Origin of the sequence: Lactobacillus xylocopicola, assembly GCF_033096005.1 — a bacterium.
GTDB lineage: Bacteria > Bacillota > Bacilli > Lactobacillales > Lactobacillaceae > Lactobacillus > Lactobacillus xylocopicola.
Window position 1 is genome coordinate 1,110,001 of the sequence record NZ_AP026803.1, and the last position, 25,364, is coordinate 1,135,364.

Here is a 25,364-nt window from a genome sequence, read left to right on the forward strand (position 1 = left end):
CAAATAATTTTCAATTGCTTGCGCATATTCCTTACGTAAGTTATGGTAAAAGATTCGTGGATCCTTTGAAATTAACCGAATATTAGCATAAAAAATTTTGTTTTTTTTGATTTTTTCAAGCATGCGGAAAAACATTTGCGTAATTGATTCTCCACTATTAGAACGCAAGGTTCTTCTAATCTGAATTTTCAGCACTTCCGTAAACATGTCACTCATATTGTGGTATCGCAGGTAAAAAAGCCGCCGACTGATAGCTGCATCTTCACAAAAATCTACTACCCGGTACCTTTTTCGCGAACAGTTTGATAATTTTTCCAGCAGTACTTGCTCATGTTCAATAACTTCCATATTTCCTCCTTTTGCCTAAAATGTATTAATTTGTAATCTAGATAGTTTAAATTTATCAGTTTTTCGGCAACTTAACAAGGCTAACTGTTAAAAAATACCATAAATTTTATTTGCAGTAATCATTAGTTTAATCAAATAAAAAGACAAAACTGAAAATCCAGTTTTGCCTTTTTATGCTTGGCTATCATGGCGTGCCTTACGCTGACGCATTGCCTTTCTAAGCTGATGACGCTGCTCAAGCTTACGTTTCTGGGCCCGATCACGCTGAATCACCTGTTTGATTTTTTTCTTATAGCCAGGTTTGCGCTTATTTTTGACCTTTTTTACATAGCCTTTTACCTTAGTGTCAACATCATGAACAGTTGCACTACGGTCACGGCGACTGCGGTAGTGTTTACGCGGAACTAATTCCTCATTTTTGATTTCCACAAAATCAAAGTGAATCCCCATCTTTTCCAAGCCCGCAATACTCTTCATTTCATCTTCACGAATTAAAGTCACGGCATGACCAGACATCCCATTGCGCCCAGTCCGCCCAATACGGTGCACCACAAATTCCAGATCACGCGGAAGCTCATAATTGACTACTAAACTAACACCATCAATATCAAGGCCGCGGGCGGCCAGGTCTGTAGCTACAACGTACTGGTACTGATCAGCCTTAACCTCGCGCAGGGTGCGCTTACGTTCACGCTCGGTAATCCCGCCATGAATCTTAGCAACGCGTAAGCCTTCGTCCTGTAAGAAACGTGTTAACTCATCAACCGTTTGTTTGGTATTAGCAAAAACCAAAGCCAAGTAGGGCTGCCCCATCGTTAATAGTTGGTATAAAACCCGCTTGCGCTTCTTCGCACCAACGTCAATTAGGTCATTTTTTATAGTTGGCGAAATTACAGCCGGATTATCGATAACAATCTGCTCTGGCTTGGACATGTACTTACGCAAAAAATTGCTTAACTTAACTGGAATGGTCGCCGAAAATGCAGCAAAGGTAGTACTTCTAGGCATTCTCTGGGCAATGAAGTCGATATCGCTCAAAAAGCCCATATCTAAAGTCATATCGGCCTCATCAATGACGAAACTTTTTACCTCATCAAGGGGTAGTAGTTTCTTTTCCACAAAATCATGTAAACGCCCCGGTGTTGCAATAACCACTTGCGGTTTGTGATTAGCTAGTTTCTTCAGCTGGCGGTCACGGTCACTGCCCCCCGCAAAGTGTGCAATTGAAATATTGAGTCCCGTCGCATCACGCAATTGCCGGGCAACCTGATAGAGTTGTTCTGATAATTCACGACTAGGAGCAGTTAAGATGGCCTGCGGGTACTCCAAACCTTCATCGAGCTCATTCAGCACCGGAATTAAAAAGGAGTGAGTCTTGCCCGACCCAGTAACAGCTTGGACTACTGTATTCTGACCCGCCAGTAAAACCGGAATCACTCTTTCCTGAACCGGCGTTGGGGTACTGAAGTTAATCTTGGTCAGGCCCGACCTAACGGCAGGTTTGAGCTGTTCATCTTGAAAAATATTACTCATGCTTCTCCTGGTATTTCTTAGTTACTTCAACCAGTTCAGCAAAGACCTGCTTTACTTCCGCCAGGTCCTTAGCATTGGCACCACTGGCTAGAGCGTGACCTCCACCATCATGTTGGGCGGCTAAGTCATTGATTACAGGACCCTTGGACCGGTAATGCACTCTGAAAGTACCGTCTGGCTTTTCTACAAACACGTTCCAAGCAATGATGTCCTTGATTCGGCCCGGGGTAGAAACTGTACAAGCTGCCTGTTCCGCATCAACTCCGACCTTATCCAACATTTTTTGGGTTAAAACAGCATAGGCGGCACCACTAGGATCAACCTTCATGCTATCCAATGTCTCTGCCTGTAACTTAGCTTGCTCAAAGGTCACATCGCTAATGTTACGGGCAATTTCGTTAATGTCGATCCCGGTTGATGTCAACTTTGCGGCCACTAAGAAGGTATGAACATTAGTTTCTGAATACATAAACCGCCCAGTATCGCCTACAAGACCAGCATATAAGGGATATGCAACTTCAGCTGTCAGGGGCAAATTTCGCTCCATAATGAATTCAGCCACAATTTGCGAAGCAGCAGGGGCATCTTCTTCAACGTAATTCAGGTCACCGTATGGTTCAACGTTGGGATGGTGATCAATCTTAATTAGCACTTTACCATGGTCATATAACTTATTAGCAATGCGAGCCGTGTTACCGGTATCGGTCGTAATTACCAAAGCACCATGGTAGTCTTCTTCCTTGACGTCATCCATTTTATTAATCCAAGCCAGGTCACCCTCATCATTGTCGCCAGCACACAGAATCCGCTTGTCAGGAAATTCCAACTTTAATGACCGTGCAAGTCCAGCTTGCGAGCCTAAAGCATCTGGATCTGGGCTGGTGTGACGATGCAAAATAATGGTGGAGTATTCCTCGATTTTTTGATAAATCTCTGCAAATGTGTTCATTTAATTTCTCCTTAAAAAATATTCTTTAGTACTTTAACTATTTTACCAGAAAACTTACTCAATCTGTAAACAAGTCTAAAGTAATGTTCTCGAAGTCTGCCTCAGAAAAGTCCGTTGCGGTAACACCAAGCAATCTGATACCAACATTTAAGAATTGCGTGGCCAGAGGATCAAACAGGGCGCGCGCAGCTTCATAAATTTCAGTTGAAGCATTGGTCGCATGGTCTAACTTATGACGCTTAGTGACTGTTTCAAAATCATTATTGCGAATTTTCAAAACAATAGTGTTAGCAAAAAATTCACGATTTTGCAATTTCTCCGACAAGTCAAGGGCGTAATTCCTGATGTTGGTCAGGGCTACTTGCTCATCATAGACACAAGGCTCATAAGTACGCTCAATTCCAATTGACTTACGATTACGTTCATTATCAGGGACTACTCGCGACAAGTCAATACCATTAGCATGCGCAGCCATCATATAACCCGCACGATTGAATTGATCAATCAGCTGGCGAACATGCATTTTTTGCAAATCACCACCGGTATAAACCCCCAGCTCAGCTAATCGAGCCTGTGTCTTGGGACCAATACCGTGAAAGTTAGCAATTTTTTGCCGGGCTAAAAATGACTTGGCTTCACTTGGCAGAATGACTGTCCGCCCAAGGGGCTTCGAGTACTCCGACCCCATTTTGGCTAAAAACTTGTTATATGTTGCACCGAACGAACAGTTCAAGCCAACTTCTTTTCTTATGCGTGCCTGCAAATCAATGGCCAGTTGAACTGATGAAGTAGCGCCAAGTTTATTCTGGCTCACGTCCAAGTAAGCTTCATCTAAAGCAATCGATTGAATAGTATCAGTCAGCTCAGCCATCATTTGATGAATCGCTAGCGAAACCTGACGATACTTGGCAAAATCTGGGTTTAAAAACTTCAACTTCTCTTGGGGAACCAGCCGCAACGCCTTAGCCGAGGCCATGGCTGAATGGACACCAAACTGCCGGGCAACGTAATTACAAGTTGCAACGACCCCATGCCCATTGTTGTTGCGGGGATCTTGGCCAATGACCACCGCCTTATTTTTAAGCTCGGGATGATCGCGAATTTCAACAGCAGCATAAAAGGCATCCATGTCAATATGGATGATTTTGCGGTGGGTGTCATTCTGCGGGAGCAAGCCGTCGCTATAGTCATTCATAAATCCAGCGCTCAGTCGCTGACTCAAATATTTCACTTGCAGCCCTTGGCCCCATGCGATATGGCAAGTACTGAGCTGGTTCTTGTCCAGCTTGGTTATCTTTTTGCCAGGCCGCTTCAACCGCATCAATAAAGAGCCAGAATTTCTTCAGTTCGTTCCATTGGGTAAAATTAGTTGCATCATTGACAAAAACATCCCGTAAAAGCCGTTCATAGCCATCTGGTACTTGGGCTTCTTCTTCTTTTGCAAAATGGTAGCCCAAATTTTCACGCCGAATACCAGGTTCATTGATTTTTTGGCCGTTAATCGTAATGTAAATCTGCATGTCGGGATCGATCACAATCGTGATGTTATTAGAATGGGCCTGACCGTATAAGTTGGACATGTGTTTTAACACAATGTCAATCCGGCTCTTCTTTTCCCGCATCTCCTTACCCGTCCTAAAGTAGATCGGCATTCCCGCCACGGGTCCCTGCTTAAACTTGACCTCACCAGCCACAAAAGTCTCTGTGGTTGAATCAGCCGCAACATTAGCTTCCTGCCGGTAGGCAAAAGTTGTATCACTCCCTAGATACTGACCACGCACAAAGTGCCGGGCAATTTCAGCTTCACTAGGAATCAGTAGACTATCCAATAATTCCTGTTTAGCAGCATGAATGCTCTTAGAGCTTAAGTCCTCAGGCTCGGGCATCGCCAGCAGGGTAATAATTTGAAAAATATGATTTTGAACCATATCCCGCAGAGCACCTGAAGTTTCATAGTAGCCTCCCCGCGCTTCAACGCCGAGCTGCTCGGCCAAGGTTACCTGAATGTTTTTAATTGTAGAATTATTCCAGACGTTTTTAATTAGCGGGTTAGTCAGCCGCAGCGGCAAAATATTCTGGATCATTTCCTTACCTAAATAATGATCGATCCGGAAAATATCGTCTTCAGTAAAGGAAGCCGTAATTTGTTGGTTCAACTTTTCAGCCGAAGCTAAATCGCGGCCAAATGGTTTTTCTATTACAATCCGATTGAAGCCCGTACTAGTCAGGTGCTGGTCATTGATATGTTCCGCAATCGTACCAAAAAAGCGTGGGGCCATCGCCATATAAAAAATTCGATTACCTTGGGCACTATAGCGGTCATCAAGTTCCTGGGCTAAACTTTTGAGTGTCTTGTAATGGTCAATATTGGTCACATCATGAGATTGGTAGTAAAAGTGACTGGCAAAGGTTTTTAAGTCATTTTCATTGACGGCACTGTGCGTTTCATGAACGGCGTCACTGACCTGATCGCGCAAGAAGTCATTGGTCCACGGGCGGCGGGCGGTGCCAATAACCGCAAAATTATCGTGAATCAGTCCCTGTTCATAGAGATTGAACAGGGCTGGATAAAGTTTACGGTGAGCCAGATCGCCGCTTCCGCCAAAAATAATCATCACCACTGGAATATTTTTCATGAAAAGATCCTTTCCCTAAAATACTTTTGATTAGTCTTATTCTATAATACTTTCTTTAGAAACTTTAGTCTTTGACCCCAGTTAAGCAAAATCTTACCAAACTAGCCAAAATAAAAAGTGCCAAACTGGCACTTCTTGCTATTCTGCTGAATCATCTTTAGAATCATTTGCTTGGTCTTTTGTTGGCTTTTTAGCCGGCTCAGCAGGTTTAGCTTCTTTGGCGGGTTCAGCTTCCACTGGTTCAGAAGAAGCGGCAGGGATGATCTGCTGCACTGCCATCCGGTTAAAGGTCAGGTAGATCCCATCAGCGTCAACCACTACGGTCTTATCTTCAGTGTTAACCGCGTCAATCTTACCATGGAGTCCGTCAATCATGACCACGTGGTCACCTTTTTTCAGCTCGTTCATCATTTCCATTTTTTGCTGTTGCTGCTTCTTTTGGGGCTTGATCATGGTAAAGTACATCAAGCCAATCACAACTGCAAAAATTACAATTGTCCAGATGCTATTCATGCCGGTATTAGCTGCTAAAAATAAAGTATTCAATTTTACACCTCATCAGTTTAAAAATATCAATCAAGTTAATTATACAAAAACTATTGCGTATTTGCACTACTCATTTGGAACAGGCAGCCCTAGCTGCAAATACGCCTTCTTTGTTACCATCCGCCCGCGCGGCGTCATCAACAGAAAACCTTGCTGCAATAAGTAGGGTTCGTATAAAGACTGGATTGTTTCCACATCTTCTCCCGTATTAGCGGCCAGCGTCCGAATACCAACCGGTCCACCGTGATAGTTCTTGATAATTACCTGCAAAATCTTACGGTCGGTCTGGTCTAGACCTTCATCATCAACTTGCAGCTGCTTAAGCGAAGCTGCCGTAGTCGGAAAGGAAATTACTGATTCACCCTTAACTTGGGCGAAATCGCGCACTCGCCTGAGCAGACGGTTAGCCACCCGCGGCGTTCCCCTTGACCTCCGAGCCAGTTCCTGGGTAGCCGCGGGTGCAATCTTAATGTTAAAAACCGCGCTAGACCGGCTAATAATTTTGCCTAATTCAGCGGTCTTATAATACTGCAAATGCTCCACAATCCCGAAGCGATCACGCAGCGGCGCTGCCAGTTGACCAGCCAGAGTTGTTGCACCAATCAGGGTAAAGGGTGGCAGCGGAACGTGAACCGCATGAGTTGTCTGACCTTCACCAATGACAATATCAACATAGTAATCTTCCATCGCCGAATAGAGTACTTCTTCAATCGGCTTAGCCAGGCGGTGAATCTCGTCGATAAACAAAATATCACCTGGCTCTAGGTCGGTCAGCAAGGCAACTAGGTCCCCCGCCTTCTCAATGGCGGGGCCACTCGTACTCTTTAAGTGCACCCCGAGTTCATTGGCAATTACAAATGCCAAGGTTGTCTTTCCTAAACCAGGTGGTCCATATAACAGAACATGGTCGAGGGCTTCATCACGCTTTTTGGCGGCTTCAATATATACTGCCAGCTCTTTTTTGACCCGCTCCTGGCCCAGATACTCGTCCAGCGTCTGCGGGCGCAACGTGAATTCCGTCTGCTCTTCCGCTTGTCCCTGACTTTCAGCCGAAACAAGCATCTTTTCATTATCTGCCACCTGTTTCACTCCCCTCTAATACTTTACTTCCATTATAGCAATAATTACTTCTTAAGAAGTAAGGCCAAGCCTTTTTTAATATATTGTTCAGCGCTTAACTCATCTTCTTCTGCCAACTTAGGCGTAATGCGGTCGACTTCTTTTTGCGTATAACCCAGAGCCAGTAAGGCCAGTAGCGCATCGTTTAACTCTGGTCCGACTTCTTGGTCGCTAGCTTGGTTAAGCTTTTGAACGTAGTCGCCCAACTTGCCCTTTAAGTCGAGCACAATTTGCGACGCCGTCTTCTTGCCCACCCCAGGAAAATGGGTCAAGTACTTGACCTCACCTTGCTCGATAGCCGCAGCAAGCGAGTTACTATCCTCGGCAGCCATAATCGCCAAGGCCGACTTGGGTCCGATTCCGCTCACACTAAGCAACTTCAAAAAAAGCCCCTTGTCTGCTTCAGATCGAAAACCATACAGGGCAATGCCAGTATCCCTGACAATCTGTTCAATAAAAACTTGGACCTTTTGGCCCTCTTGGTAGGCAAAGGGAGTGGGGCTGAAGACTTTATAGCCCACACCGCCAACATCAATAACAAGGTAGTTCGGCTTTATTGCACTAATTTTTCCAGCTAAATATTCATACATTAACTTAATCCTTTTTAAACATTTTTTGTAATTCACTCTGCCGCAACTGCACAATTACTACCTGACCGTTAGCATCATGGTAGGGGTCAGTCAGTGCTCGTAAGTGCGCCAAAAGGTCTTCGCAATCCGCCGTCGTTAATTTTTTACGGCCAGTGACTGCCCGTTGCGCCTGATCAGCAGCAATGTGTTTAAACAAGTTGGCCAAATTGTTTTGGTCAACATTCAAGAAACGGTCAAGGATAGCGCGCACTGACTTTTCTAGCTCTCCACTGAGCCAAGTGGGATAGGACCGCAAAACAAAAGTATTTTGCCCAAAGTCTTCGAGGAAGAGACCAATTTTTTTGATTTCGTTCAACTTTTCCTTAATCTGGATAAACTCCAAATTGCCGAATTCTAACATTAAAGGAGTAAGCAAACCCTGCTGGTTGATCTGCTGCTGTCCGTCAAGTTCACGCTTAATCTGGTGAAAACTGATAAGCCGCCGAGCGGCTACCTGGTCAACTAGGTATAAATCGCCAGCACTAGCCGCCACCAGATAGCTACGCGTCTGTCCCACCAGGCTTAATTCGGGCAGGCTACTCCCCAAACGTTCATCTCCTTTGGAGATAACCGTTTTCCCGCCGGCAGTTGGAAAAGGGGTAAGCTGCTCTTGCCGAGCAACATTTTTTTGCCAAGTTTTAGTAATTAGATAACGATCATCATCACGCGGTTGATTCAAGTCAACATATTGCTGGTGCGATTTGCTGTCTATTTGCGTTGCTGGGCTTTCATTGACCTCATCCACTACCGGGGCACGCTCAGTTTCGACCACATTTTTGTTTAAGTTAAATTGCAGTTGATCAACTAAGGTTGTTGCCCTAGTTGCCCTCAAGTTGGCTAGCGCCGAGCCTTGAACTTCTTTGTCCAGTAGTGCGTCACTAATTGCCCCAGTAATCAACCGGCGCAGACCAGTTTCCTTAGATAATCGCACCTCACGCTTAGTGGGGTGGACATTTACATCGACTAACAGTGGATCGGTCTCAATTTGCACCACTGCGATCGGGTAATGCTTAACCGCCAGATTAGTGCCATAGCCATCCAAGATTGCCGCTGCCAGCTGGAAGTTTCGAATGTAGCGACCATTCAACAAAAGTGAGATGAAGTTGCGGGTTGACCGGGTGAGTTCCGGTTTGGAAATTAATCCAGAAACCGTAAAATCACTGTCACTGCTGCTGAATGGAATCATTTTACTGGCAATATTACGTCCGTAGACATTAGCCACCGTCTGACCCAAGTTACCATTGCCAGCTGTTTGCAACAAGGTTCGCCCTTCATTAACCAAGGTAAGCGCTATTTGCGGGTAGCCCAAAGCAAGGCGGTTAATAATATCAACAATTTTCATCATTTCCGTACGTGGACTACGCAAATACTTTAGTCGCGCTGGCGTATTATAGAATAGGTCCTTAACTGTAATTTGGGTACCTTGGACTGCAGCAGCATCTTCCTGAATCGTTTTAGTCCCCGCCGTAAATTCTGCTCGCGTGCCGGCCGCGTTACCGGTATTAGTCAGAATTTCCACCTGACTAACAGCGGCAATCGAGGCCAATGCTTCGCCGCGAAAACCTAAGGTACTTATGTTAAACAAGTCATGCTCAGTATTGATCTTACTTGTTGCATGCCTGGTAAAAGCAAGCTCCAGCTGGTTACCAGCAATACCTGAACCGTTATCCTGAACGATAATTTGCTTGAGTCCAGCATCAATCACGTCAACCCGAATACGGCTACTACCAGCATCAATCGCGTTTTCGACCAATTCTTTGACTACACTAGCCGGTCTTTCAATTACCTCACCAGCCGCAATTTGGTTGGTTAAGTTAACCGACAGTTCATGAATTTTAGCCATGATTATTGCTCATCCCTTAATTCTGCTTGCCAACTTTCAACTAACTGCATCACTTGCAGTGGTGTTTGATCTGCTAAATAAAGATTGGAAATATCGTCCAAAATATCTTTTTCCTTGTCTGACCGTTCGGCCTTGCCTGCAGTACCGATAGCGTCTTGTTCCTGGCTTGCTTGATCTACACTGAATAAGTCAAGCTGGGCTGAAGTTGGGTTAAGGTTGCTGCCTTGTGCCTCAAGTCGATTCAATAACTTAGTGGCCTGACGCAAAACCTTGCGCGGCATCCCAGCAAGTTGAGCCACGTGGATGCCGTAACTCTGGTCGGCCGGCCCCGGCAAAATCTTGTGCAAAAAAATCAACTTGCCATTTTCTTCTGTCGCACCAACATGAATGTTTTTGAGGCGGGGTAGGGTCTGCTCCATAGCCGTCAATTCATGGAAGTGGGTGGCAAACAGTACCTTGGCCCCAATCTCATCATGCAAGTACTGGACAATTGCACCAGCTAAAGCCATGCCGTCATAAGTAGCAGTTCCGCGACCGATCTCATCAAACAAGACCAGACTACGCTTAGTGGCATGCATCAAGGCATCATTAGCCTCGGTCATCTCAACCATGAAGGTACTCTGTCCTGATATTAAATCATCTGCTGCCCCGATCCGAGTAAAAATTTGATCAAAGATTGGTAAATCCGCACTAGCGGCCGGCACAAAGGAGCCTACCTGGGCCATCACGGCAATCAAGGCCATCTGCCTCATATAGGTACTCTTACCAGACATATTGGGTCCGGTAATAAGAAAAATATCGGTATCTTCTGCTAACTTAACATCATTGGGGATATAAGAGCCAGCCTGCATTACCTGTTCAACCACCGGATGCCTACCTAGGGTAACTTTTACATCCTGATTATCAGTGTGAAAGCTAGGCCGACAATAATTATTGTCTTCTGCAACTTGGGCAAAAGAGCAGTATACATCTATAGCGGCAAGCTGCGCAGCCAGGTCTTGTAAGGCTGGAATGTACTTCTTTACTTCGTCACGAAGTTTTACGAACAGGTCATGTTCCAACTCAGTTGACTTAGTTTGCGCTTCCAAAATCAGGTTTTCATGTTCCTTGAGTTCTGGTGTGATGTACCGCTCCGCATTAGATAGTGTCTGTTTGCGTGTATAACGGTCGAGTGGCACCTTACTCTTATTTGAATTAGTGACTTGAATATAATAGCCAAAAACAGAATTAAAACCAACTTTCAGATTATCAATCCCAGTTTGCTGTCGTTCGCTTTTTTCCATTTCCATCAGCCACTTTTTGCCATTGTTCATTGCGTCACGGTAGCGGTCGAGCTGACTATCTACACTAGCTCTGATTAAGTTGCCTTCAGTTGTTGAAATTGGGGGCTGATCGACCAGCGTGGCAGTAATTAACTGCGCCACACCCTTGAGCGGGTCAATCTTTTGCGCAAAATCTTGCAATATCTTACTATCCGACTTTTGTAAGGTTGCCATTATCGTTGGCACAGCTGCAAGAGAGTGCGCCAACTGTAACAGTTCTCTACCGTTAACATTGCCAAAGGCGATGCGCCCGGTTAAGCGCTCCAAGTCATAAACTCCCTTGAGTGCGTCTGCCACGCTCGCGCGCGTAAAATAACCATCAAGTAGTGCTTGGACCATCTCCTGGCGGTTAGTCAGCTTAGCAACAGTTAACAAGGGGCGCGCTAGCCACTGCTTAAGCAATCTGCCACCCATTGCTGTCTGGGTCTTATCCAGTACCCAAAACAAGGAGCCCATCTTCTTACCGGTTTTAGCCGACGCAATCAGCTCCAGATTCTCTTGCACAGTATGCGACATCTGCAAATACTGGCTCACTTCATAACTGCGCGCAACCTGCAAGTGCGCCAAACTGCGATGTTGCGTTTGAAGAATATAAGCGACTAATTGAGCCACCGCTGCTTTTTCTGCTTGATTAGTTAACTTTTGTTGGGCAAAGGAAATTTCAGCGTGTGTTTCAGTCAACTCCGCCGGTGCCGAAACAGTAATGTTAGCCTGATGCAAAAAATCGCTGGCACTGTCACTCAAGTGACCATTATAAATAACTTCTCTCGTGCGCAATGACAAAAGTTCGTTAGCAACTGCCGACCAAGCCTTCAAATGCGTAGCAAACATCTCCCCCGTCGACAAATCACTGTAGGCCAGGCCAAAAGAATTTTTCGTAGTCACCACCGAGGCTAGGTAGTTAACCTCCTTAGCTTGGCTAGGCTTGTCACTAATGTGTGTACCGGGGGTCACTAACTGAATAATGCCCCGCTTGACCATGCCCCGAGCTTTTTTAGGATCTTCTAGTTGTTCACACAAGGCGACCTTATAACCCTTTTCGACCAGCGTATCGACATAAGATTCCACTGCAACGTGAGGGACCCCCGCCATTGGAATAGGGGTTTCACTCTTGTTTGACCGGTGAGTTAGTGTCAATTCCAATAGTTGCGCACCCTTAACCGCATCATCTTCAAATAATTCATAAAAATCGCCGACACGATAAAAAAGAAAAGCATCGGGATATTGTTGCTTAATTTTATGATATTGCTCCATCATTGGAGTAAGACTTGCTTTTGCCATCTATTCCTCTTTTTCTCTGCTTTACTGCTATTATACCTAACTTGACATTAAAAGAAAAAAGACCGCAATTAAACGATCTCTTTTCTGTTGGGGTTAATATTACACTTCATCATTTTTAGGCAATCTGGCCCTCAACGCTCGGGATATCGTCTTTTCCATCCAAGTCGACAATTGTCTTAATTGCCGCGGTAATGCCTTTGACATCGTCTACTAAACTAAGGCTGGGCATTTCTGGCCGGTCAATTACTTGCTCCGGCAAAAATGGAATGTGCATAAAACCAGCTTTTAGCTCAGGAAATTCCTGATCAATCATATATTGTACTTGGTACATAATATGATTGCACACAAAGGTTCCGGCAGTAGTTGAGACGGCTGCTGGAAGACCCGCTTGCCGAATTGCCCGCACCATCGCCTTAACTGGCAGCTGGGTAAAGTAAGCATTTTGCCCAGCCGCTTGAATCGGGGTGGCAATCGGTTGATAGCCCTTGTTGTCAGCTATCCGGCCATCATCAAAGTTAATGGCTACCCGTTCAGGCGTCAGCGCTGCGCGGCCTCCGGCTTGACCAATATTCAGCACATAGTCGGGGTGCTCTTTCACAATTGCATCATGTACCACCCGGGCACACTCGCCAAAGACGGTGGGAAGCTCCAGTTTAACGATTTGGGTGCCCGCTATCTCATCAGCTAGACGATTAACAGCTTCAATTGCGGGGTTAATTTTATCTTCTCCAAAAGGATCAAAACCTGTGACTAAAATTTTCATTATTTTTCTCTTTTCTCTTCTATATTTTAAAAGGCTAAAAAGTACATCAGTACAATATGAACCACTAGCATACTCAGCGCAATTGGAACTTGTTGCTTAATTACCCCTAACGGGTCTTTCATTTCCATCAAGGCAACGGGTAAAGTATTGAAATTAGCTGCCATCGGTGTTAACAAGGTACCACAATAGCCTGCAGTCATTCCTAAAGCAGCTACAATAACAGGCGAACCGCCTTGAGCAACTACAGATGGAATACCAATCCCAGCAGTAATAACGGCAAAAGCAGCAAACGCATTACCCATGATAACTGTAAATAAGGCCATCGAAATGCAATAAAGGCTGACTCCCAAAAGGTGATTACCCACGGGAAAGATACCAGAAATAGCCTTGGCAGTAACGTCTCCAACCCCAGATGCAGTAAAAACTACCCCCAGAGTTGCCAACAGTTGCGGTAAAATACCAGCAGAACCAACTGAGCGCACCATTCTTTGCGTGTCTTCATAGGCAACTTTAGCAGTTGATCTAGTCAGAATCATGGCCATAATCAAGGAAACAATCGCAGCAATGCCAATACCAACTTGTCCGCCTAAACTAGTAAATTGACCAATTACGAGTGCCTAAATAGCCAGTAAGATACTAGGGACAAAAATCCAATTGCCGATCCTTTTTACTGTTTGGTCAGCTAACTTTTTATTTATTTTCTTAATATGACCAACACGCACCTGCTTAAACAATGACAGTAAGGCAATTACCACGAGTAACCCGCCACTGACTTCACTTGGAAGCCATTGTCCAGTGGCAAACAATAAGGCAAACAAGAACCAAAATAGTCCTGTTCCCCAGCGTACTGAATTAGTTTGATCGCGCCACGACTCAATCGCAGCTGCTAAAAAGAACAAGCCGATTAAGATAAAAAAACCGAGCAACATATTATTAACTAATGCGACCATTATTTCTCCCTCTTTGTTTGCAACTTTTGATCAAAAGCGTGGTTATAATATAAACAGAATAGATAACAAATCAGTGCAATCGGAATAGTATTCAACACGATCCCTGACGGATTAACTGGGTAACCTAATGACTTCATGGTACTTGAAATCAATAAAACACTTGAGGAGGCCACAAAGAGGTTTTGGGCGAAGAAGTTTCCAAAATTCTCGCTGGCCGCAGCTCGGCCTTTAATTTGGTCAACTTCCAAAGCCGTTAATTCTCCGTTAACTTTACCCGCTGCCTGCGCCATTGGATTAATTAAGGGAGCAATAAACTGAACATGCCCCTGAAGTGAAATACCAAAAATGCCCGCCAGTTCACGAATTGCCGTATAGATATCGAAATCCGACCAGGCGTCAAGTTCTTCAGCTTCTTAATTAAATTAACTGAGGCTTGCTTGAGACCATGCCTTTCTAAAATACCGATTGTTGGTAGAGTCAGGAAAAACAAGGATACCATTCGGTTATCAACAAAGCCCTTACCCAAATTCCGTAAAAAAGAGACAAAATCAATACCTGAAACTAATGCCGTTACAAGCGCAGCAATGACCACAACGGCTACAGTATCCAGGCCGAGTGCAAACCCTACGACTATGACTAAAACGCCTAATAAACTTAAGCATTCCATTAACTATCCTTTCATGTGAAAATAATAATAATAATAATACAAGTAAACATATTAATATTGTTATCATATAATGTCAATAGTTTGACGGAAAGCCAGCATTTTAACTTACAAAAAAACTGCTCAAGCGAGCAGTTTTTAGCGTATATTCAGTTATATCAACTACATCATGCCAGGAGCACCTGCAGCAGCGGCAGGATCAGCAGCCGGTTTATCTTCTGGAATTTCGGCAACGACAGCTTCAGTTGTTAGCAGCAAGGCAGCAATCGAAGCGGCGTTTTGCAGAGCGGTCCGGGTAACTTTAGTTGGGTCGATGATACCGGCCTCAACCATGTTTTCCCATTCGCCATCAGCGGCATTGTAACCAACTTCTTTGGCTTGACTTTCAAGCTTGTTCAAGATGACGGAACCATCTTCACCAGCATTTTCAGCAATTTGCCGAACTGGGGCAGCCAAAGCCTTAAGTACGATATTAATCCCAGTCTGTTCATCGTCATTGTCACCCTTAAGGTCTCTAACAACACCCATCACGTTAATTAGAGCAGTACCACCACCAGCAACGTAACCTTCATCAACAGCTGCACGGGTAGAGTTCAGAGCATCTTCGATGCGGTAGCGACGTTCCTTAAGTTCAGTTTCAGTAGCAGCACCAACGTGAATAACTGCTACCCCACCAGTCAACTTAGCTAAACGTTCTTGCAGCTTCTTCTTGTCGAAGTCTGAAGTGGTTTCTTCAATTTGCTTTCTAATTGAATCTTCCCGCTCCTTAATTGCTTCATCCGAACCAGCACCATCAACAATGGTCGTTGAATCCTTGGTAATCGTGATGCGACGTGCTTGACCCAATTGGTCAAGCTTAGTGTCCTTGAGTTCAAGGCCGAGGTCTTCGGTGATAACCGTACCACCAGTTAAGGCAGCAATATCTTGCAGTTGTTCCTTGCGCCGGTCGCCAAAACCTGGAGCCTTAACGGCAACGACGTTGAAAGTACCACGAATCTTGTTCAAAACTAAAGTAGGCAGTGCTTCGCCCGACACATCATCAGCAATAATAAGCAGTGACTTACCTTGTTGAACGATCTCTTGCAAAAGTGGCAAGATGTCTTGGATATTAGAAATCTTCTTGTCGGTAATTAAGACGTAAGGACTTTCTAAGTCAGCTTCCATCTTATCGTTGTCGGTTACCATGTATTGTGACAGGTAGCCGCGGTCAAACTGCATTCCTTCAACCACTGACAATTCAGTTTCGATTCCCCGTGAGTCCTCAATGGTAATAACGCCGTCATTACCCACCTTTTCCATGGCATCAGCGATTAGGTCACCGACTTCCTTGGAAGCTGAGGAAACGGAAGCAACTTGGGCAATTTGATCCTTTGAAGAAACCGTGTGGCTAATTTTGTGTAATTCGTCCACAACTGCTTTAGTGGCCTTCTCAATTCCGCGCCGCACGCCAACTGGGTTGGCACCGGCAGTTACGTTCTTCATCCCTTCGCGCACGATTGCTTGGGTCAAAACAACAGCAGTCGTAGTACCGTCACCGGCAATATCGTTAGTCTTCTGAGCTGCTTCAGCCACCAGCTTAGCACCCATATTCTCATAGTGGTCTTTCAGTTCAATCGCCTTGGCAATCGTTACACCATCGTTAGTAATATCCGGGTTACCATAAGATTGCTCCAAGACAACGTTTCTACCCTTAGGGCCAATCGTAGCCTTAACGGTATTTGCCAACTGGTCAACACCCTTTAATAAAGAACGTCTTGCTTTTTCTGAAAATTTAATATCTTTTGCCATTTTATCCGCTCCCTAACTACTTAACAATTGCTAAAATATCTTTTTCGTGCAGGACCAGGTACTTCTCGCCCTCGTACTTGACATCAGTACCTGAGTACTTATCATACAGGACGACGTCCCCTGTCTTCACCGTCATTGGAATCTTGTTGCCATTCTCAGCATAAGTTCCCTCACCAACCGCGACAATTTCGCCTTCAGTTGGTTTTTGTTTAGCATTCGAAGCAAGGACGATTCCGCCTACAGTCTTTTCTTCTTCCTCTTTAACTTTAACGATCACGCGATCACCTATTGGTTGTAACACGTTTGTCCCTCCTATTAGTAAAAATCTTTTTAATTGTTAGCACTCATATTCATCAAGTGCTAACTTACAATTAAGATAATAACCTTTTTTCAGATAAAATGCAAGAAAAAATTAGCACTTTTTCAGTTAAAGTGCTAATTATTCTTAACTCTTATCCGCAGGCTGTTGCTTACTTGGGTTTATCGGCGTCAAGAAAGTAAATCAAGGTCTGTAATTCCGTCGCTAAGTCAACGTTCTGGACCCTGATCCCACTTGGAGCTGAGAGTCGAATTGGGGTGAAGTTCATGATCCCCCTAATTCCAGCTTCGACCATATCGTCTGCCGTCTGTTGGGCAGTGGTCGATGGCACCGTCAAAATCGCAATTGTAATCTGTTGGTCGCTCAACTGTTGCTTCAATTCGCTCATACCGTATACCGGCACCCCGCTTAGGATTTTACCGGTAATCTTGGGATCAATATCGAAGGCACAAGAAATCCGAATATTGTTACTACGCTTGAAGTTATAGTTGAGCAGTGCATGTCCCAAATTACCAACGCCGACCAGGGCCACATTGGTCAATGTATCCTGATTTAGAATCTTTTTAAAAAAGGAAAGCAAATTTTTGACATCGTAACCATAACCGCGTTTGCCCAGCGCGCCAAAATAAGAAAAGTCGCGTCTAATCGAAGCACTATCAACCTGAACTGCTTCCGAGAGTTCAGTTGAAGAAACTTTATCTTTGCCCGCTTCGTTTAAGATAATTAAATAGCGATAGTACAGCGGCAAGCGCTTAGCTGTCGCCGTGGGTATTTTTATTTTTTCCATTTTTTAAAAGAGCCTCCAACTTAAATATTGCCTGAGCCTTCTTCTTGTGAATTGCTCATCAATTAGTATTATTTTACCCGTAACGTTACGCTATTTGCAAATATTTTTTTCACAATCTTGCAAACACTGTCAACGAGGGCTACTTTCAACTTTCTTTGCTTAATAGTAAGAGGCCCACTGTAAGTTCTTTTCGTATGCTAAAATAGTTTCTAGGTGAAAAAATATGATCATTGCACAAGGACACGATTTAGAAAAACAATTTGGGGCGAACACCCTATTTCAGCATGTTAACTTTTCAATTGCTGACCAGGCCAGAATTGGCTTAGTTGGGCCTAACGGTGTTGGCAAAACAACTTTACTCAAAATTATGACGGGCGAGGAAGAGGCTAGTCGGGGCGAATTTACTGTCAATAAGGCCGTCGAGGTCGGTTACCTTGCCCAAGAAAACGGACTAGCTGAAGATAAGACTATCTGGGACGAGCTGGTCGAGGTCTTTGCTGCGCTCATTAAGATGGAGCAACAGTTGCACGCTTTGCAGGCAGAAATTACCGCCCAACCTCATAATCCAGAACTATTAAAGCAATATGACCAGTTGCAGTTCGATTTTGAGCAAAAAGGGGGCTACACTTACCAGGCTGACATCAAAAGTATTTTGAATGGTTTTAACTTTCCTGAGGCGACTTGGTCCAAGGTCATTGCTAATCTATCTGGCGGTGAAAAGACGCGGCTTGCTTTTGTAAAGCTGCTCCTGCGTAAACCACCTCTGCTCCTACTCGATGAACCGACTAACTACCTTGACCTCGATACTTTGGACTGGCTGGAAGGCTACCTAAAAAACTATCCTGGGGCAATCCTAGTTGTGTCGCACGACCAATACTTCCTAGACCACTTAGCTACCCAGATTTTCGAGTTACAATTTGGCCAATTAACTGTGTTCAAGGGCAATTACACTAACTATGTACAAGAGCGCGAATTGCGCGACCACCAGCAGGAAGAAGCCTTCGAGAAACAGCAAGAAAAAATTAAGAAGGACGAAGAATTTATTCAGAAAAACATCGTCCGGGCCAAAACAACTAAACGGGCTCAAAGCCGCCGTAAACAGCTCGAAAAGCTCAAGCGAATTAATCCGCCCAAGCACAAGACCAAGGTGCGAATGACCTTCAAGGCTGACCGACCTTCCGGTAAGGAAGTCTTGATTTTGCGTAATTTGGCGATTGGCTACCCCACTAAGACCATGGTTGAGGATATTTCTTTACAAATTAATCAAGGAGATCGCGTAGCCGTGATTGGCGCTAATGGGATTGGCAAGTCCACCTTGCTCAAGACTATTATGCGGGAACTGCAAGCTAAGGCTGGTTCAATCAAGTACGGAGCAGCTCTCGATACCGGCTATTACGACCAAGAACTCCAACTGCTCGACCCTAGCCAAACCGTCTTGAATACCATTTGGGACCGCCACAAGACCATGCCAGAACGGGATGTGCGCTCGATTTTGGCTAGTTTCTTGTTTACCGCCAAGGATATTGATAAGACGGTCAGCCAACTTTCAGGTGGGCAAAAGGCTAGGTTAACTTTGACGGTTTTGGCATTAGAACATAATAACTTCCTACTAATGGATGAGCCAACCAACCACTTGGATCTAGAGGCTAAAGAGGTTTTGGAACAGGCCCTCCAGGACTTTGACGGCACTCTCTTGTTTGTGTCTCATGACCGCTACTTTATTAACCAGCTAGCCAACAAAATTGTCGAGGTTAAAGATGGCCAGGCTCAACTCTACAACGGTAACTATAACTATTATTTAGCAGAAAAAGCCAAGCAAGATAACCAAAGTGCTGCAGTCGTAGCAGCCACCAGCAGTAGTCAAATTGATGACAAGCCAACTAAGTTGTCTTATCAAGAGCAGAAACAACGTGACTCCCAGCAGCGTAAACTACAGCGCCAGGTTGAAGAAGTTGAAGACCGGATTGATCAACTGGAACACCAGCAAGAAGAGCTGCAGACGCAAATGGCGGATCCCGAGATTGCAACTAACTTCGACCGTCTGGGACCGCTCCAAGACCAGCTGACGGCGATTGAAAAAGACCTGGCCCAAGCCAACAGTGCCTGGGAAACAGCTCTGACCGAGCTAGATGAATTTTAATTAAGTTAAAAAAGCTTTGGACTACGACCTAATCCAAAGCTTTTTTGCCGCTTGCCTTGGTATTCAGGCGGCTGCAAAATTATCATAATTCAACGTTGGCATGAAGCAGACTAATTAAGTGTTCGAGGCTATATGGCTCTAATAACTGGCCAATCGTTATAGTCTATTGCCTGACCGTATCTCTAACATTTACTTCCACCATTTTTCTTGTATTTTTTGCACTTTGTCGTGGCACTTAACCCTAGTTAGTACATCCCCAAAACCATTTTTTATTAAGACTTATTGTGCTAAAATTTACATTAGCAAAAATATCCTAATAGACCAACAATGGGTGCAAACTTATGGGAAAATTACGTTCTACTCTTTAATTTAACCTTAAATTAAGGAGGACACTAATGGAATACAATACCAGTAAAAACATCGACTTAGACCAACTAATTAAGTTATATACCAGCGTAGGTTGGACTGCATACACGCAAAGCCCAGAAAATTTATCTGCGGCAGTAGCCAATTCGTTAACTGTCATCACGGCAATTGACGCTGGGCAGCTAGTAGGACTCATTCGCCTTGTTGGTGATGGTCTCTCCATCATCTACGTGCAAGACTTACTAGTCCAACCAACTTACCAGCGACGCGGTATTGGCACCCAGCTACTTAACTTGGCCATAAACCAATATCGGTCTGTCCGTCAAAAAGTATTACTAACTGAAGAAGCGGCTGAGACGCGTGCGTTTTATGAAAAATGCGGTTTTAGTTCCTGTGACCGGGGTAACTTGGTCGCCTTTTACCGCGAGTTTTAAGAAAAAAACCAATTTTGGGGGTCACATCATAATGTGAACTTCAAAATTGGCTTTTTTATGTTTAAGTTAGCATTGACTGGGCATAAGGTAGCTCCAGCGATGGATTCGCATTTAGGGTTAGGTCGGCAAACTCACCTGCTTGATACAGGTTATAAGCAGCTGCCCCAATCATCGCCGCATTATCGCCGCACAACTTCAGGGGAGGCAAGATAACCTTGGGCTTCAGCTCCTCCCTAAAGTTGTCAATCTCCTGGCTCATGCGGTCGCGCAGCCCGCGATTAGCTGCAACTCCCCCGCCCATAATAAAAGTGCGCGGTTGGTAAGCTTTAATTGCCCGCAACGTTTTGGTCACCAAGACTTCAACCACGGCTGCCTGAAAGCTTGCTGCTAAATCATACTTGTCTAAACTCTGATGAATCTGGTCAGCGTGATGGCAGGTATTGATAAAGGCACTCTTAAGTCCTGAAAAAGAAAAGTCATAATTGTCATCTTCCATCATCGCCCGGGGAAAGTTGAAAGTATCTTTGCCCTGGTGGGCCCACTCGTCGATGGTCTTTCCAGCCGGGTAATTGACTCCTAGCACGCGACCAATCTTATCGTAGGCTTCTCCCGCAGCATCATCACGGGTATCGCCAATGATTTCCAAATGGGTCGGATCTTTCAGTAAGACAATTTCGGTGTGCCCACCGGAAACTTGCAGGGCTAATGCGGGATAGTCAATTTCGGCGGTTAACTGAGCGGCCATAATATGACCCATAATGTGGTCGACGCCAATTAGTGGAATACCCGTTGCCATTGCTGCCGCCTTGGCTGCACTAACACCGATCAGGAGGGCGCCAACTAGGCCAGGACCACTGGTCACAGCAATAGCATCAATCTCTGACCAATCTACACCAGCTTCAGCTAGAGCTTCACGAGTGATTTGGCTGATAACTTCAATGTGGTGCCGACTCGCAACTTCTGGTACAACACCGCCAAAGCGTTGATGGCTCTTTATTTGGGTGGCCACAATCAGGCTTTCCACTTTGCGACCGTTCTTGACTACAGCAGTGGAGGTCTCATCACAAGAACTTTCATATGCCAAAATACGGACATCTTTTTTATTATCCAAAACTAATCCCCTTCTTCTAATCTAGCCTTAACACCATCTTCAAGCCATCTTGCTGAACATCTTGATAGTAATTTGGTCGCACAAATTTAACGGTAAAACCAAATTCCTCATATAATCGCCGCGCAATCGCGTTATCAGCCCGAACTTCTAAACTAACCCGTTGACAGCTCCACTGCTGGGCTAATTGAATTAGTCTTTCTAATAAGCAGCTCCCCAGACCTTGCCCTTGCCAATCAGGGTCAACTGCCAGATTGGTAATATGGGCTTCGGCACTGCCCCACCGAATACCAGCCAAAGCAACCAGGGTGGCAGCTTCGTACACAACCAAATAAAGTGAACTTTTTTGCCGTAATTCGCTTTGTAAAGTCGCTCGGCTCCATGGCACTCGACCATTATAGACCCGCTTTTCAAGTAGCAGCAAAGCCGGAATATCTCCACTTTTTGCCTGCTGCACCTGCATTGAATGATTGCTCACGCTCAACCCAAGGGGCTTAAAGGTCTGGTCAATGGGAGGCCGGTGCTGCCTAAATTGCACCACCTGCTCAAACTTCTTCCACATAATCCTTGTCGGGACCATACGGTTGCCCTGTCTTGTGGTGCCAATCAACTTCTGCTTGAGTTCGCCGCAGATATTGGGGCAATAAGCGGTCCGGATCAACTGGTTGGGCAGTAAGGGCCAACTTCCCAATTAAACCAGCATGGATCAAGTTCTGGTCATCACTACCATACCTAAAAGGAAGGCCCAGTTGCTTAATCTGTCCCTCCTGCTTTTTAAAACCAGAACCGATGAAAATTACCTGTTTTATTCTTTCGGTATTTACATACCGACCGATAGCTTCTAATAAAGTAGTAATGTGGTAATGGCCGTCGGCAATTACCCTGCTTGGCTGGCCTTTGCCGTTGACATAGGCACCTGCAAAGTAGTTGTCATTGCGGGCATCAATCCCCGTCACAATTAAGGTATCTTCATCTGGGCAACTCGCTGCTAAGGCAGCTAAAGTTGAAATCCCGACCACTTCTTTACCCAAAATGCTGGCAAACAACTTAACTGTGGTCACACCAATTCTTAACCCAGTATAGGAGCCCGGACCAATCGCTACGGCGAAGCGATCAATCTCACTTAATTTAAGCTGCTGATCAGTCAAGATTTGGTTAATTAACGGATCCAAGTGTTCACTATGGTTATGCCGGTCTGGTTCACCCTTTTCAACCAAAATGGTCTGATCCTCATTTAACGCAACACTCAGGTGATTGGTTGCCGTTGACACACTTAATACTTTCATGACAAATTTACCCTTTTACAAAACTACTTTCTTAATTTGACCCGAGCTAGCGCCGTTAAAACAAAGTAGTCAACTACCATTTGAATCCACGGTACAATGGTTTCTTTGGGCAGGCGCTGAATTAGCGCCGCTTTAATGTCTAGACCATATAAGAGGTGCACCCAAACCGTGTTCAGACCGAGATTGATAATAACCGTAACTAACAGTGTGGCCACGATAATACGCCAGATTTTGACCGGTTTTTGATAAAAAAACCAACCGTAAATCAGGGGCCCCAGCATTGCACTGAGGGTAAAGCCGATGAAAAAGCCCCCCTGATTACTAAACAAAACCGATGCAACCAAATCACTAATACCACCGCCGATTGCGCCCCATACGGGGCCAAACATATAGCCAAGCATAACGCTACCGATAAAGCCCAGACTCACATGCACGACATTACTGCCAATGCTGAAACGGCCCAGGATAATTTTCATTGCGATAATAATTCCCAGCAGAACAAGATCACGCAATTCGATTTGAGGTTTTTCCTTGGTAACCATTTGTAACACATTCTTTCATTAAATTAAGCGGTAATAACTTTAAATTCAATTATATTATAAGTTGCGCCAAGTTAGTTCACAAACGGCTTTGTCGCTACGCTCTTCATCCTCAATTACATGGTAGGATTTGATGTCTTCGCCCGCTTCAGTTAGGCTAACGCCAGCAGTTGGCATTTGTGCGTAACGGACCTCCTGGTTAAAGCGAATATCAATTGTCTTAACCATGTGCGTGCGCAGAAAGTCACGATCCAAAGTATCGATAAACCAGTTAAAGTAGTGGCCGTTAGTCATGTGGTGGTTCGTGTCCAGATCATCATAGCGCACGCGGTACTGCCGCTTGTTTTGATATTCCGCTTGCGGACGCATTCGCGGAAAACGCGGTAATTTTTTCAGGCGGGGAACCCCTAAGGCGTCCATCATCTCCTTGTCGGTAGAAACCATCTTACGCTTTTGCAGGTCAAACAAAACCCATTCACTTTGAGCTTTAATTAACTCCTTACCTTCAGTATCAGTGAAAATAAAATCCCGATACTCTAAAAAGCGGTTATATCCAACCGGTTCAGTAGAAAGCACAACTTGTTCATTGGAATGCGGCAGCCGCGTTAGTTCGATGTGGTACTGGGTCACAACCCAGCCCAAGCCCTGATCATTCAAGGCATTAGTGCTAGCATTACTACTCGTCAATTGCCGCTCTGAAACACCCATCATGAGGTCAATCATTGCTGGTAACTTTAAGTTTTTGTTTTCATCACATTCATAAAAGTTGATTTGATGTTGTTCACTATATTTCATAATCTCTTCCTAACTATGGTGGTATTGCTCATATAATTCATTTTTAGAGACCCGGTTTGCTTGGGCGACCGCCTTAATAGCAGACTTCTTGCTCTCACCGCGGGCGACTTGCTCATCAACCAGCTTAATTAATTCGGGCCACGATTTTTGCACCGGCGCCGCAGTGTTTGGCGCTATTAGAATGACAAATTCACCGCGCGGATCATTCTGGTCAAAATACCGACATACTTCACCCAATGTGCCCCGAATGAACTCTTCATGAATCTTGGTTAACTCGCGCGCCGCTACAATCTGGCGCTCAGTGGCAATGACAGTCGCCATGTTATTAAGGGTCTTAACCAAACGGTGGGGAGACTCATAAAAGATTGAGGTAGCACGGGCCTCGTTCATTTGTTCAAAAAAAGGCTTTTGTTCACCAGCCTTGCGCGGTAAAAAGCCATAATAAGTGAATGGTTGGGCATCAAAGCCCGAAGCAATCAGGGCTGTAGTGAAAGCCGAGGCACCTGGAAGTGGCACTACCGGAACATCTGCCTTGATACATTCCTGCACCAAGATATATCCGGGGTCCGAAATAACCGGCATACCTGCATCACTAATCTCGGCAATCACCGCACCATCCTGCATCAGCTTGACCAATTCCGGTGCTTTGGCCTTTGAATTGTACTTGTGAAAAGCGACCATGTGGTTATGCACACCGATTTGGGCCAGTAAAAGCCCACTAGTTCGAGTATCTTCGGCTGCAATATAATCTGCTTCTTGTAAAATCCGCTTGGCCCGAATAGTAATGTCTTCCAAATTACCAATTGGTGTTGGTACCAAATAAAGCTTGCCCGTTGCACGTGCATAGCTACTCTGCTGCTGCATTTGTCTTTATCCTTAATGTGCTTTCTTTTTTCCGCCAAAATTATCGAGAATGTCGAGGCAGAACATGCAGTCTGAACTGGGATCTCGGTGTGAGCCGTAGTACATGTTGCAAATATGATAACCCGAAGTATATATTTGACGCAAAGATTCTAGACCACTTTGCGTTTTAACCGGGTTATGTGCGTTATTCAGCTTGTCCATCTTGTCACGTAATAACTGGTTCTCAACCTTCAGTTCCGTATTTTCTTTGAGTGTTTCTAAGATATTATTTTCAAGGCTTTCGATTGTCTTGGTCATGTTGACCATTGTATCGTGTAGCCGCTGCAATTCTGAGTATGAATCTGCCATCAGGCAC

General features: G+C 44.8%; 23 protein-coding genes and 2 pseudogenes (1 of these 25 running past the window's edge). 2 read left to right on the forward strand and 23 right to left on the reverse strand.

Features of this window, described 5'->3' with window-relative positions; genetic code table 11:
* The 16 genes and pseudogenes from R8389_RS05520 to R8389_RS05595 form a co-directional block, all read right to left on the reverse strand.
* Positions 1–348 carry the 5' portion of a hypothetical protein gene (locus tag R8389_RS05520; protein ID WP_317637036.1) on the reverse strand. It extends 171 nt beyond the left edge of the window, so the window shows 348 of its 519 coding nt (coding positions 1–348); the start codon lies at positions 346–348; its stop codon lies off the left edge, out of view.
* A 171-nt stretch (positions 349–519) separates the two neighbouring features.
* Positions 520–1,881 carry a DEAD/DEAH box helicase gene (locus R8389_RS05525; protein ID WP_317637037.1) on the reverse strand — a complete coding sequence of 454 codons (1,362 nt, stop codon included), beginning with the start codon at positions 1,879–1,881 and terminating at the stop codon, positions 520–522.
* Entirely contained in the window at positions 1,874–2,830 is a 957-nt protein-coding gene (locus R8389_RS05530; protein ID WP_317637038.1) for a DHH family phosphoesterase, read from the reverse strand. Before R8389_RS05530 ends, R8389_RS05525 begins: the two co-directional genes overlap by 8 nt.
* Positions 2,831–2,888: 58 nt before the next feature.
* On the reverse strand, positions 2,889–4,025 hold the full coding sequence (gene dinB, locus R8389_RS05535; protein WP_317637039.1) for a DNA polymerase IV: 1,137 nt from the start codon (positions 4,023–4,025) through the stop codon (positions 2,889–2,891).
* Positions 4,018–5,466: a glucose-6-phosphate dehydrogenase gene (gene zwf / locus R8389_RS05540; RefSeq protein WP_317637040.1), complete on the reverse strand. Its 1,449-nt coding sequence runs from the start codon at positions 5,464–5,466 to the stop codon at positions 4,018–4,020. Before zwf ends, dinB begins: the two co-directional genes overlap by 8 nt.
* A 138-nt stretch (positions 5,467–5,604) precedes the next feature.
* Complete coding sequence (gene yajC, locus R8389_RS05545; protein ID WP_317637041.1) at positions 5,605–6,012, reverse strand: preprotein translocase subunit YajC; 408 nt, start codon at positions 6,010–6,012, stop codon at positions 5,605–5,607.
* A 66-nt stretch (positions 6,013–6,078) separates the two neighbouring features.
* Positions 6,079–7,074: a Holliday junction branch migration DNA helicase RuvB gene (gene ruvB, locus R8389_RS05550; RefSeq protein WP_317638256.1), complete on the reverse strand. Its 996-nt coding sequence runs from the start codon at positions 7,072–7,074 to the stop codon at positions 6,079–6,081.
* A gap of 62 nt (positions 7,075–7,136) precedes the next feature.
* Positions 7,137–7,721, reverse strand: a complete 585-nt coding sequence (gene ruvA, locus R8389_RS05555; RefSeq protein WP_317637042.1) for a Holliday junction branch migration protein RuvA — start codon at positions 7,719–7,721, stop codon at positions 7,137–7,139.
* Positions 7,722–7,725: 4 nt separating this feature from the next.
* Entirely contained in the window at positions 7,726–9,603 is a 1,878-nt protein-coding gene (gene mutL, locus R8389_RS05560) for a DNA mismatch repair endonuclease MutL (RefSeq protein WP_317637043.1), read from the reverse strand.
* A 2-nt stretch (positions 9,604–9,605) separates the two neighbouring features.
* Entirely contained in the window at positions 9,606–12,206 is a 2,601-nt protein-coding gene (mutS, locus tag R8389_RS05565; protein WP_425604623.1) for a DNA mismatch repair protein MutS, read from the reverse strand.
* 115 nt (positions 12,207–12,321) lie between these two features.
* Positions 12,322–12,969, reverse strand: a complete 648-nt coding sequence (gene pcp / locus R8389_RS05570) for a pyroglutamyl-peptidase I (protein WP_317637044.1) — start codon at positions 12,967–12,969, stop codon at positions 12,322–12,324.
* 26 nt (positions 12,970–12,995) lie between these two features.
* Positions 12,996–13,919, reverse strand: a pseudogene (locus tag R8389_RS05575) (DUF979 domain-containing protein).
* Positions 13,919–14,586, reverse strand: a pseudogene (locus R8389_RS05580) (DUF969 domain-containing protein). Before R8389_RS05580 ends, R8389_RS05575 begins: the two co-directional pseudogenes overlap by 1 nt.
* A gap of 159 nt (positions 14,587–14,745) precedes the next feature.
* Positions 14,746–16,371 (reverse strand): chaperonin GroEL, encoded by a 1,626-nt coding sequence (gene groL, locus R8389_RS05585; protein ID WP_317637045.1) that lies wholly within the window; start codon positions 16,369–16,371, stop codon positions 14,746–14,748.
* A gap of 16 nt (positions 16,372–16,387) precedes the next feature.
* Entirely contained in the window at positions 16,388–16,672 is a 285-nt protein-coding gene (gene groES / locus R8389_RS05590) for a co-chaperone GroES (protein WP_317637046.1), read from the reverse strand.
* Between the two features lie 169 nt (positions 16,673–16,841).
* Entirely contained in the window at positions 16,842–17,477 is a 636-nt protein-coding gene (locus tag R8389_RS05595) for a redox-sensing transcriptional repressor Rex (protein WP_317637047.1), read from the reverse strand.
* Positions 17,478–17,700: 223 nt separating this feature from the next.
* Here R8389_RS05595 and R8389_RS05600 point away from each other — a divergent pair, with 223 nt between their 5' ends.
* A complete protein-coding gene (locus tag R8389_RS05600; RefSeq protein ID WP_317637048.1) occupies positions 17,701–19,617 on the forward strand; it encodes an ABC-F family ATP-binding cassette domain-containing protein in 1,917 nt (638 codons plus the stop codon).
* Positions 19,618–20,012: 395 nt separating this feature from the next.
* The gene (locus R8389_RS05605) at positions 20,013–20,417 is read left to right on the forward strand and encodes a GNAT family N-acetyltransferase (protein ID WP_317637049.1); all 405 of its coding nucleotides are present in this window, start codon (positions 20,013–20,015) and stop codon (positions 20,415–20,417) included.
* Between the two features lie 61 nt (positions 20,418–20,478).
* Here R8389_RS05605 and tsaD read toward each other — a convergent pair whose 3' ends face one another.
* Genes tsaD through yabA form a run of 7 tightly spaced genes read right to left on the reverse strand, consistent with a single transcriptional unit; the run spans position 20,479 to position 25,357 of the window.
* A complete protein-coding gene (tsaD, locus tag R8389_RS05610; RefSeq protein WP_317637050.1) occupies positions 20,479–21,528 on the reverse strand; it encodes a tRNA (adenosine(37)-N6)-threonylcarbamoyltransferase complex transferase subunit TsaD in 1,050 nt (349 codons plus the stop codon).
* 16 nt (positions 21,529–21,544) lie between these two features.
* Complete coding sequence (rimI, locus tag R8389_RS05615) at positions 21,545–22,105, reverse strand: ribosomal protein S18-alanine N-acetyltransferase (protein ID WP_317637051.1); 561 nt, start codon at positions 22,103–22,105, stop codon at positions 21,545–21,547.
* On the reverse strand, positions 22,071–22,811 hold the full coding sequence (tsaB, locus tag R8389_RS05620) for a tRNA (adenosine(37)-N6)-threonylcarbamoyltransferase complex dimerization subunit type 1 TsaB (RefSeq protein WP_317637052.1): 741 nt from the start codon (positions 22,809–22,811) through the stop codon (positions 22,071–22,073). The genes rimI and tsaB overlap by 35 nt, the downstream gene beginning before the upstream one ends.
* Positions 22,812–22,834: 23 nt before the next feature.
* Positions 22,835–23,353, reverse strand: a complete 519-nt coding sequence (locus R8389_RS05625) for a folate family ECF transporter S component (RefSeq protein WP_317637053.1) — start codon at positions 23,351–23,353, stop codon at positions 22,835–22,837.
* Positions 23,354–23,407: 54 nt separating this feature from the next.
* Entirely contained in the window at positions 23,408–24,145 is a 738-nt protein-coding gene (locus R8389_RS05630) for an acyl-[acyl-carrier-protein] thioesterase (protein WP_317637054.1), read from the reverse strand.
* A 9-nt stretch (positions 24,146–24,154) separates the two neighbouring features.
* Complete coding sequence (rsmI, locus tag R8389_RS05635; RefSeq protein ID WP_317637055.1) at positions 24,155–25,009, reverse strand: 16S rRNA (cytidine(1402)-2'-O)-methyltransferase; 855 nt, start codon at positions 25,007–25,009, stop codon at positions 24,155–24,157.
* 12 nt (positions 25,010–25,021) lie between these two features.
* Positions 25,022–25,357, reverse strand: coding sequence for a DNA replication initiation control protein YabA (gene yabA / locus R8389_RS05640; RefSeq protein WP_317637056.1), 336 nt, complete (start codon positions 25,355–25,357; stop codon positions 25,022–25,024).
* Between the last annotated feature and the right edge of the window lie 7 nt (positions 25,358–25,364).

Excerpts from the sequence above, each read along its gene's own strand:
- R8389_RS05525 (WP_317637037.1), bottom strand. The coding sequence starts at position 1,881 with ATGAGTAATATTTTTCAAGATGAACAGCTCAAACCTGCCGTTAGGTCG.
- R8389_RS05530 (WP_317637038.1), bottom strand. The coding sequence starts at position 2,830 with ATGAACACATTTGCAGAGATTTATCAAAAAATCGAGGAATACTCCACC.
- dinB (WP_317637039.1), bottom strand. The coding sequence starts at position 4,025 with ATGAATGACTATAGCGACGGCTTGCTCCCGCAGAATGACACCCACCGC.
- zwf (WP_317637040.1), bottom strand. The coding sequence starts at position 5,466 with ATGAAAAATATTCCAGTGGTGATGATTATTTTTGGCGGAAGCGGCGAT.
- ruvB (WP_317638256.1), bottom strand. The coding sequence starts at position 7,074 with ATGCTTGTTTCGGCTGAAAGTCAGGGACAAGCGGAAGAGCAGACGGAA.
- ruvA (WP_317637042.1), bottom strand. The coding sequence starts at position 7,721 with ATGTATGAATATTTAGCTGGAAAAATTAGTGCAATAAAGCCGAACTAC.
- mutL (WP_317637043.1), bottom strand. The coding sequence starts at position 9,603 with ATGGCTAAAATTCATGAACTGTCGGTTAACTTAACCAACCAAATTGCG.
- mutS (WP_425604623.1), bottom strand. The coding sequence starts at position 12,206 with ATGGCAAAAGCAAGTCTTACTCCAATGATGGAGCAATATCATAAAATT.
- pcp (WP_317637044.1), bottom strand. The coding sequence starts at position 12,969 with ATGAAAATTTTAGTCACAGGTTTTGATCCTTTTGGAGAAGATAAAATT.
- groL (WP_317637045.1), bottom strand. The coding sequence starts at position 16,371 with ATGGCAAAAGATATTAAATTTTCAGAAAAAGCAAGACGTTCTTTATTA.
- R8389_RS05595 (WP_317637047.1), bottom strand. The coding sequence starts at position 17,477 with ATGGAAAAAATAAAAATACCCACGGCGACAGCTAAGCGCTTGCCGCTG.
- R8389_RS05600 (WP_317637048.1), top strand. The coding sequence starts at position 17,701 with ATGATCATTGCACAAGGACACGATTTAGAAAAACAATTTGGGGCGAAC.
- R8389_RS05605 (WP_317637049.1), top strand. The coding sequence starts at position 20,013 with ATGGAATACAATACCAGTAAAAACATCGACTTAGACCAACTAATTAAG.
- rimI (WP_317637051.1), bottom strand. The coding sequence starts at position 22,105 with ATGGTCCCGACAAGGATTATGTGGAAGAAGTTTGAGCAGGTGGTGCAA.
- tsaB (WP_317637052.1), bottom strand. The coding sequence starts at position 22,811 with ATGAAAGTATTAAGTGTGTCAACGGCAACCAATCACCTGAGTGTTGCG.
- R8389_RS05625 (WP_317637053.1), bottom strand. The coding sequence starts at position 23,353 with ATGGTTACCAAGGAAAAACCTCAAATCGAATTGCGTGATCTTGTTCTG.
- R8389_RS05630 (WP_317637054.1), bottom strand. The coding sequence starts at position 24,145 with ATGAAATATAGTGAACAACATCAAATCAACTTTTATGAATGTGATGAA.
- rsmI (WP_317637055.1), bottom strand. The coding sequence starts at position 25,009 with ATGCAGCAGCAGAGTAGCTATGCACGTGCAACGGGCAAGCTTTATTTG.
- yabA (WP_317637056.1), bottom strand. The coding sequence starts at position 25,357 with ATGGCAGATTCATACTCAGAATTGCAGCGGCTACACGATACAATGGTC.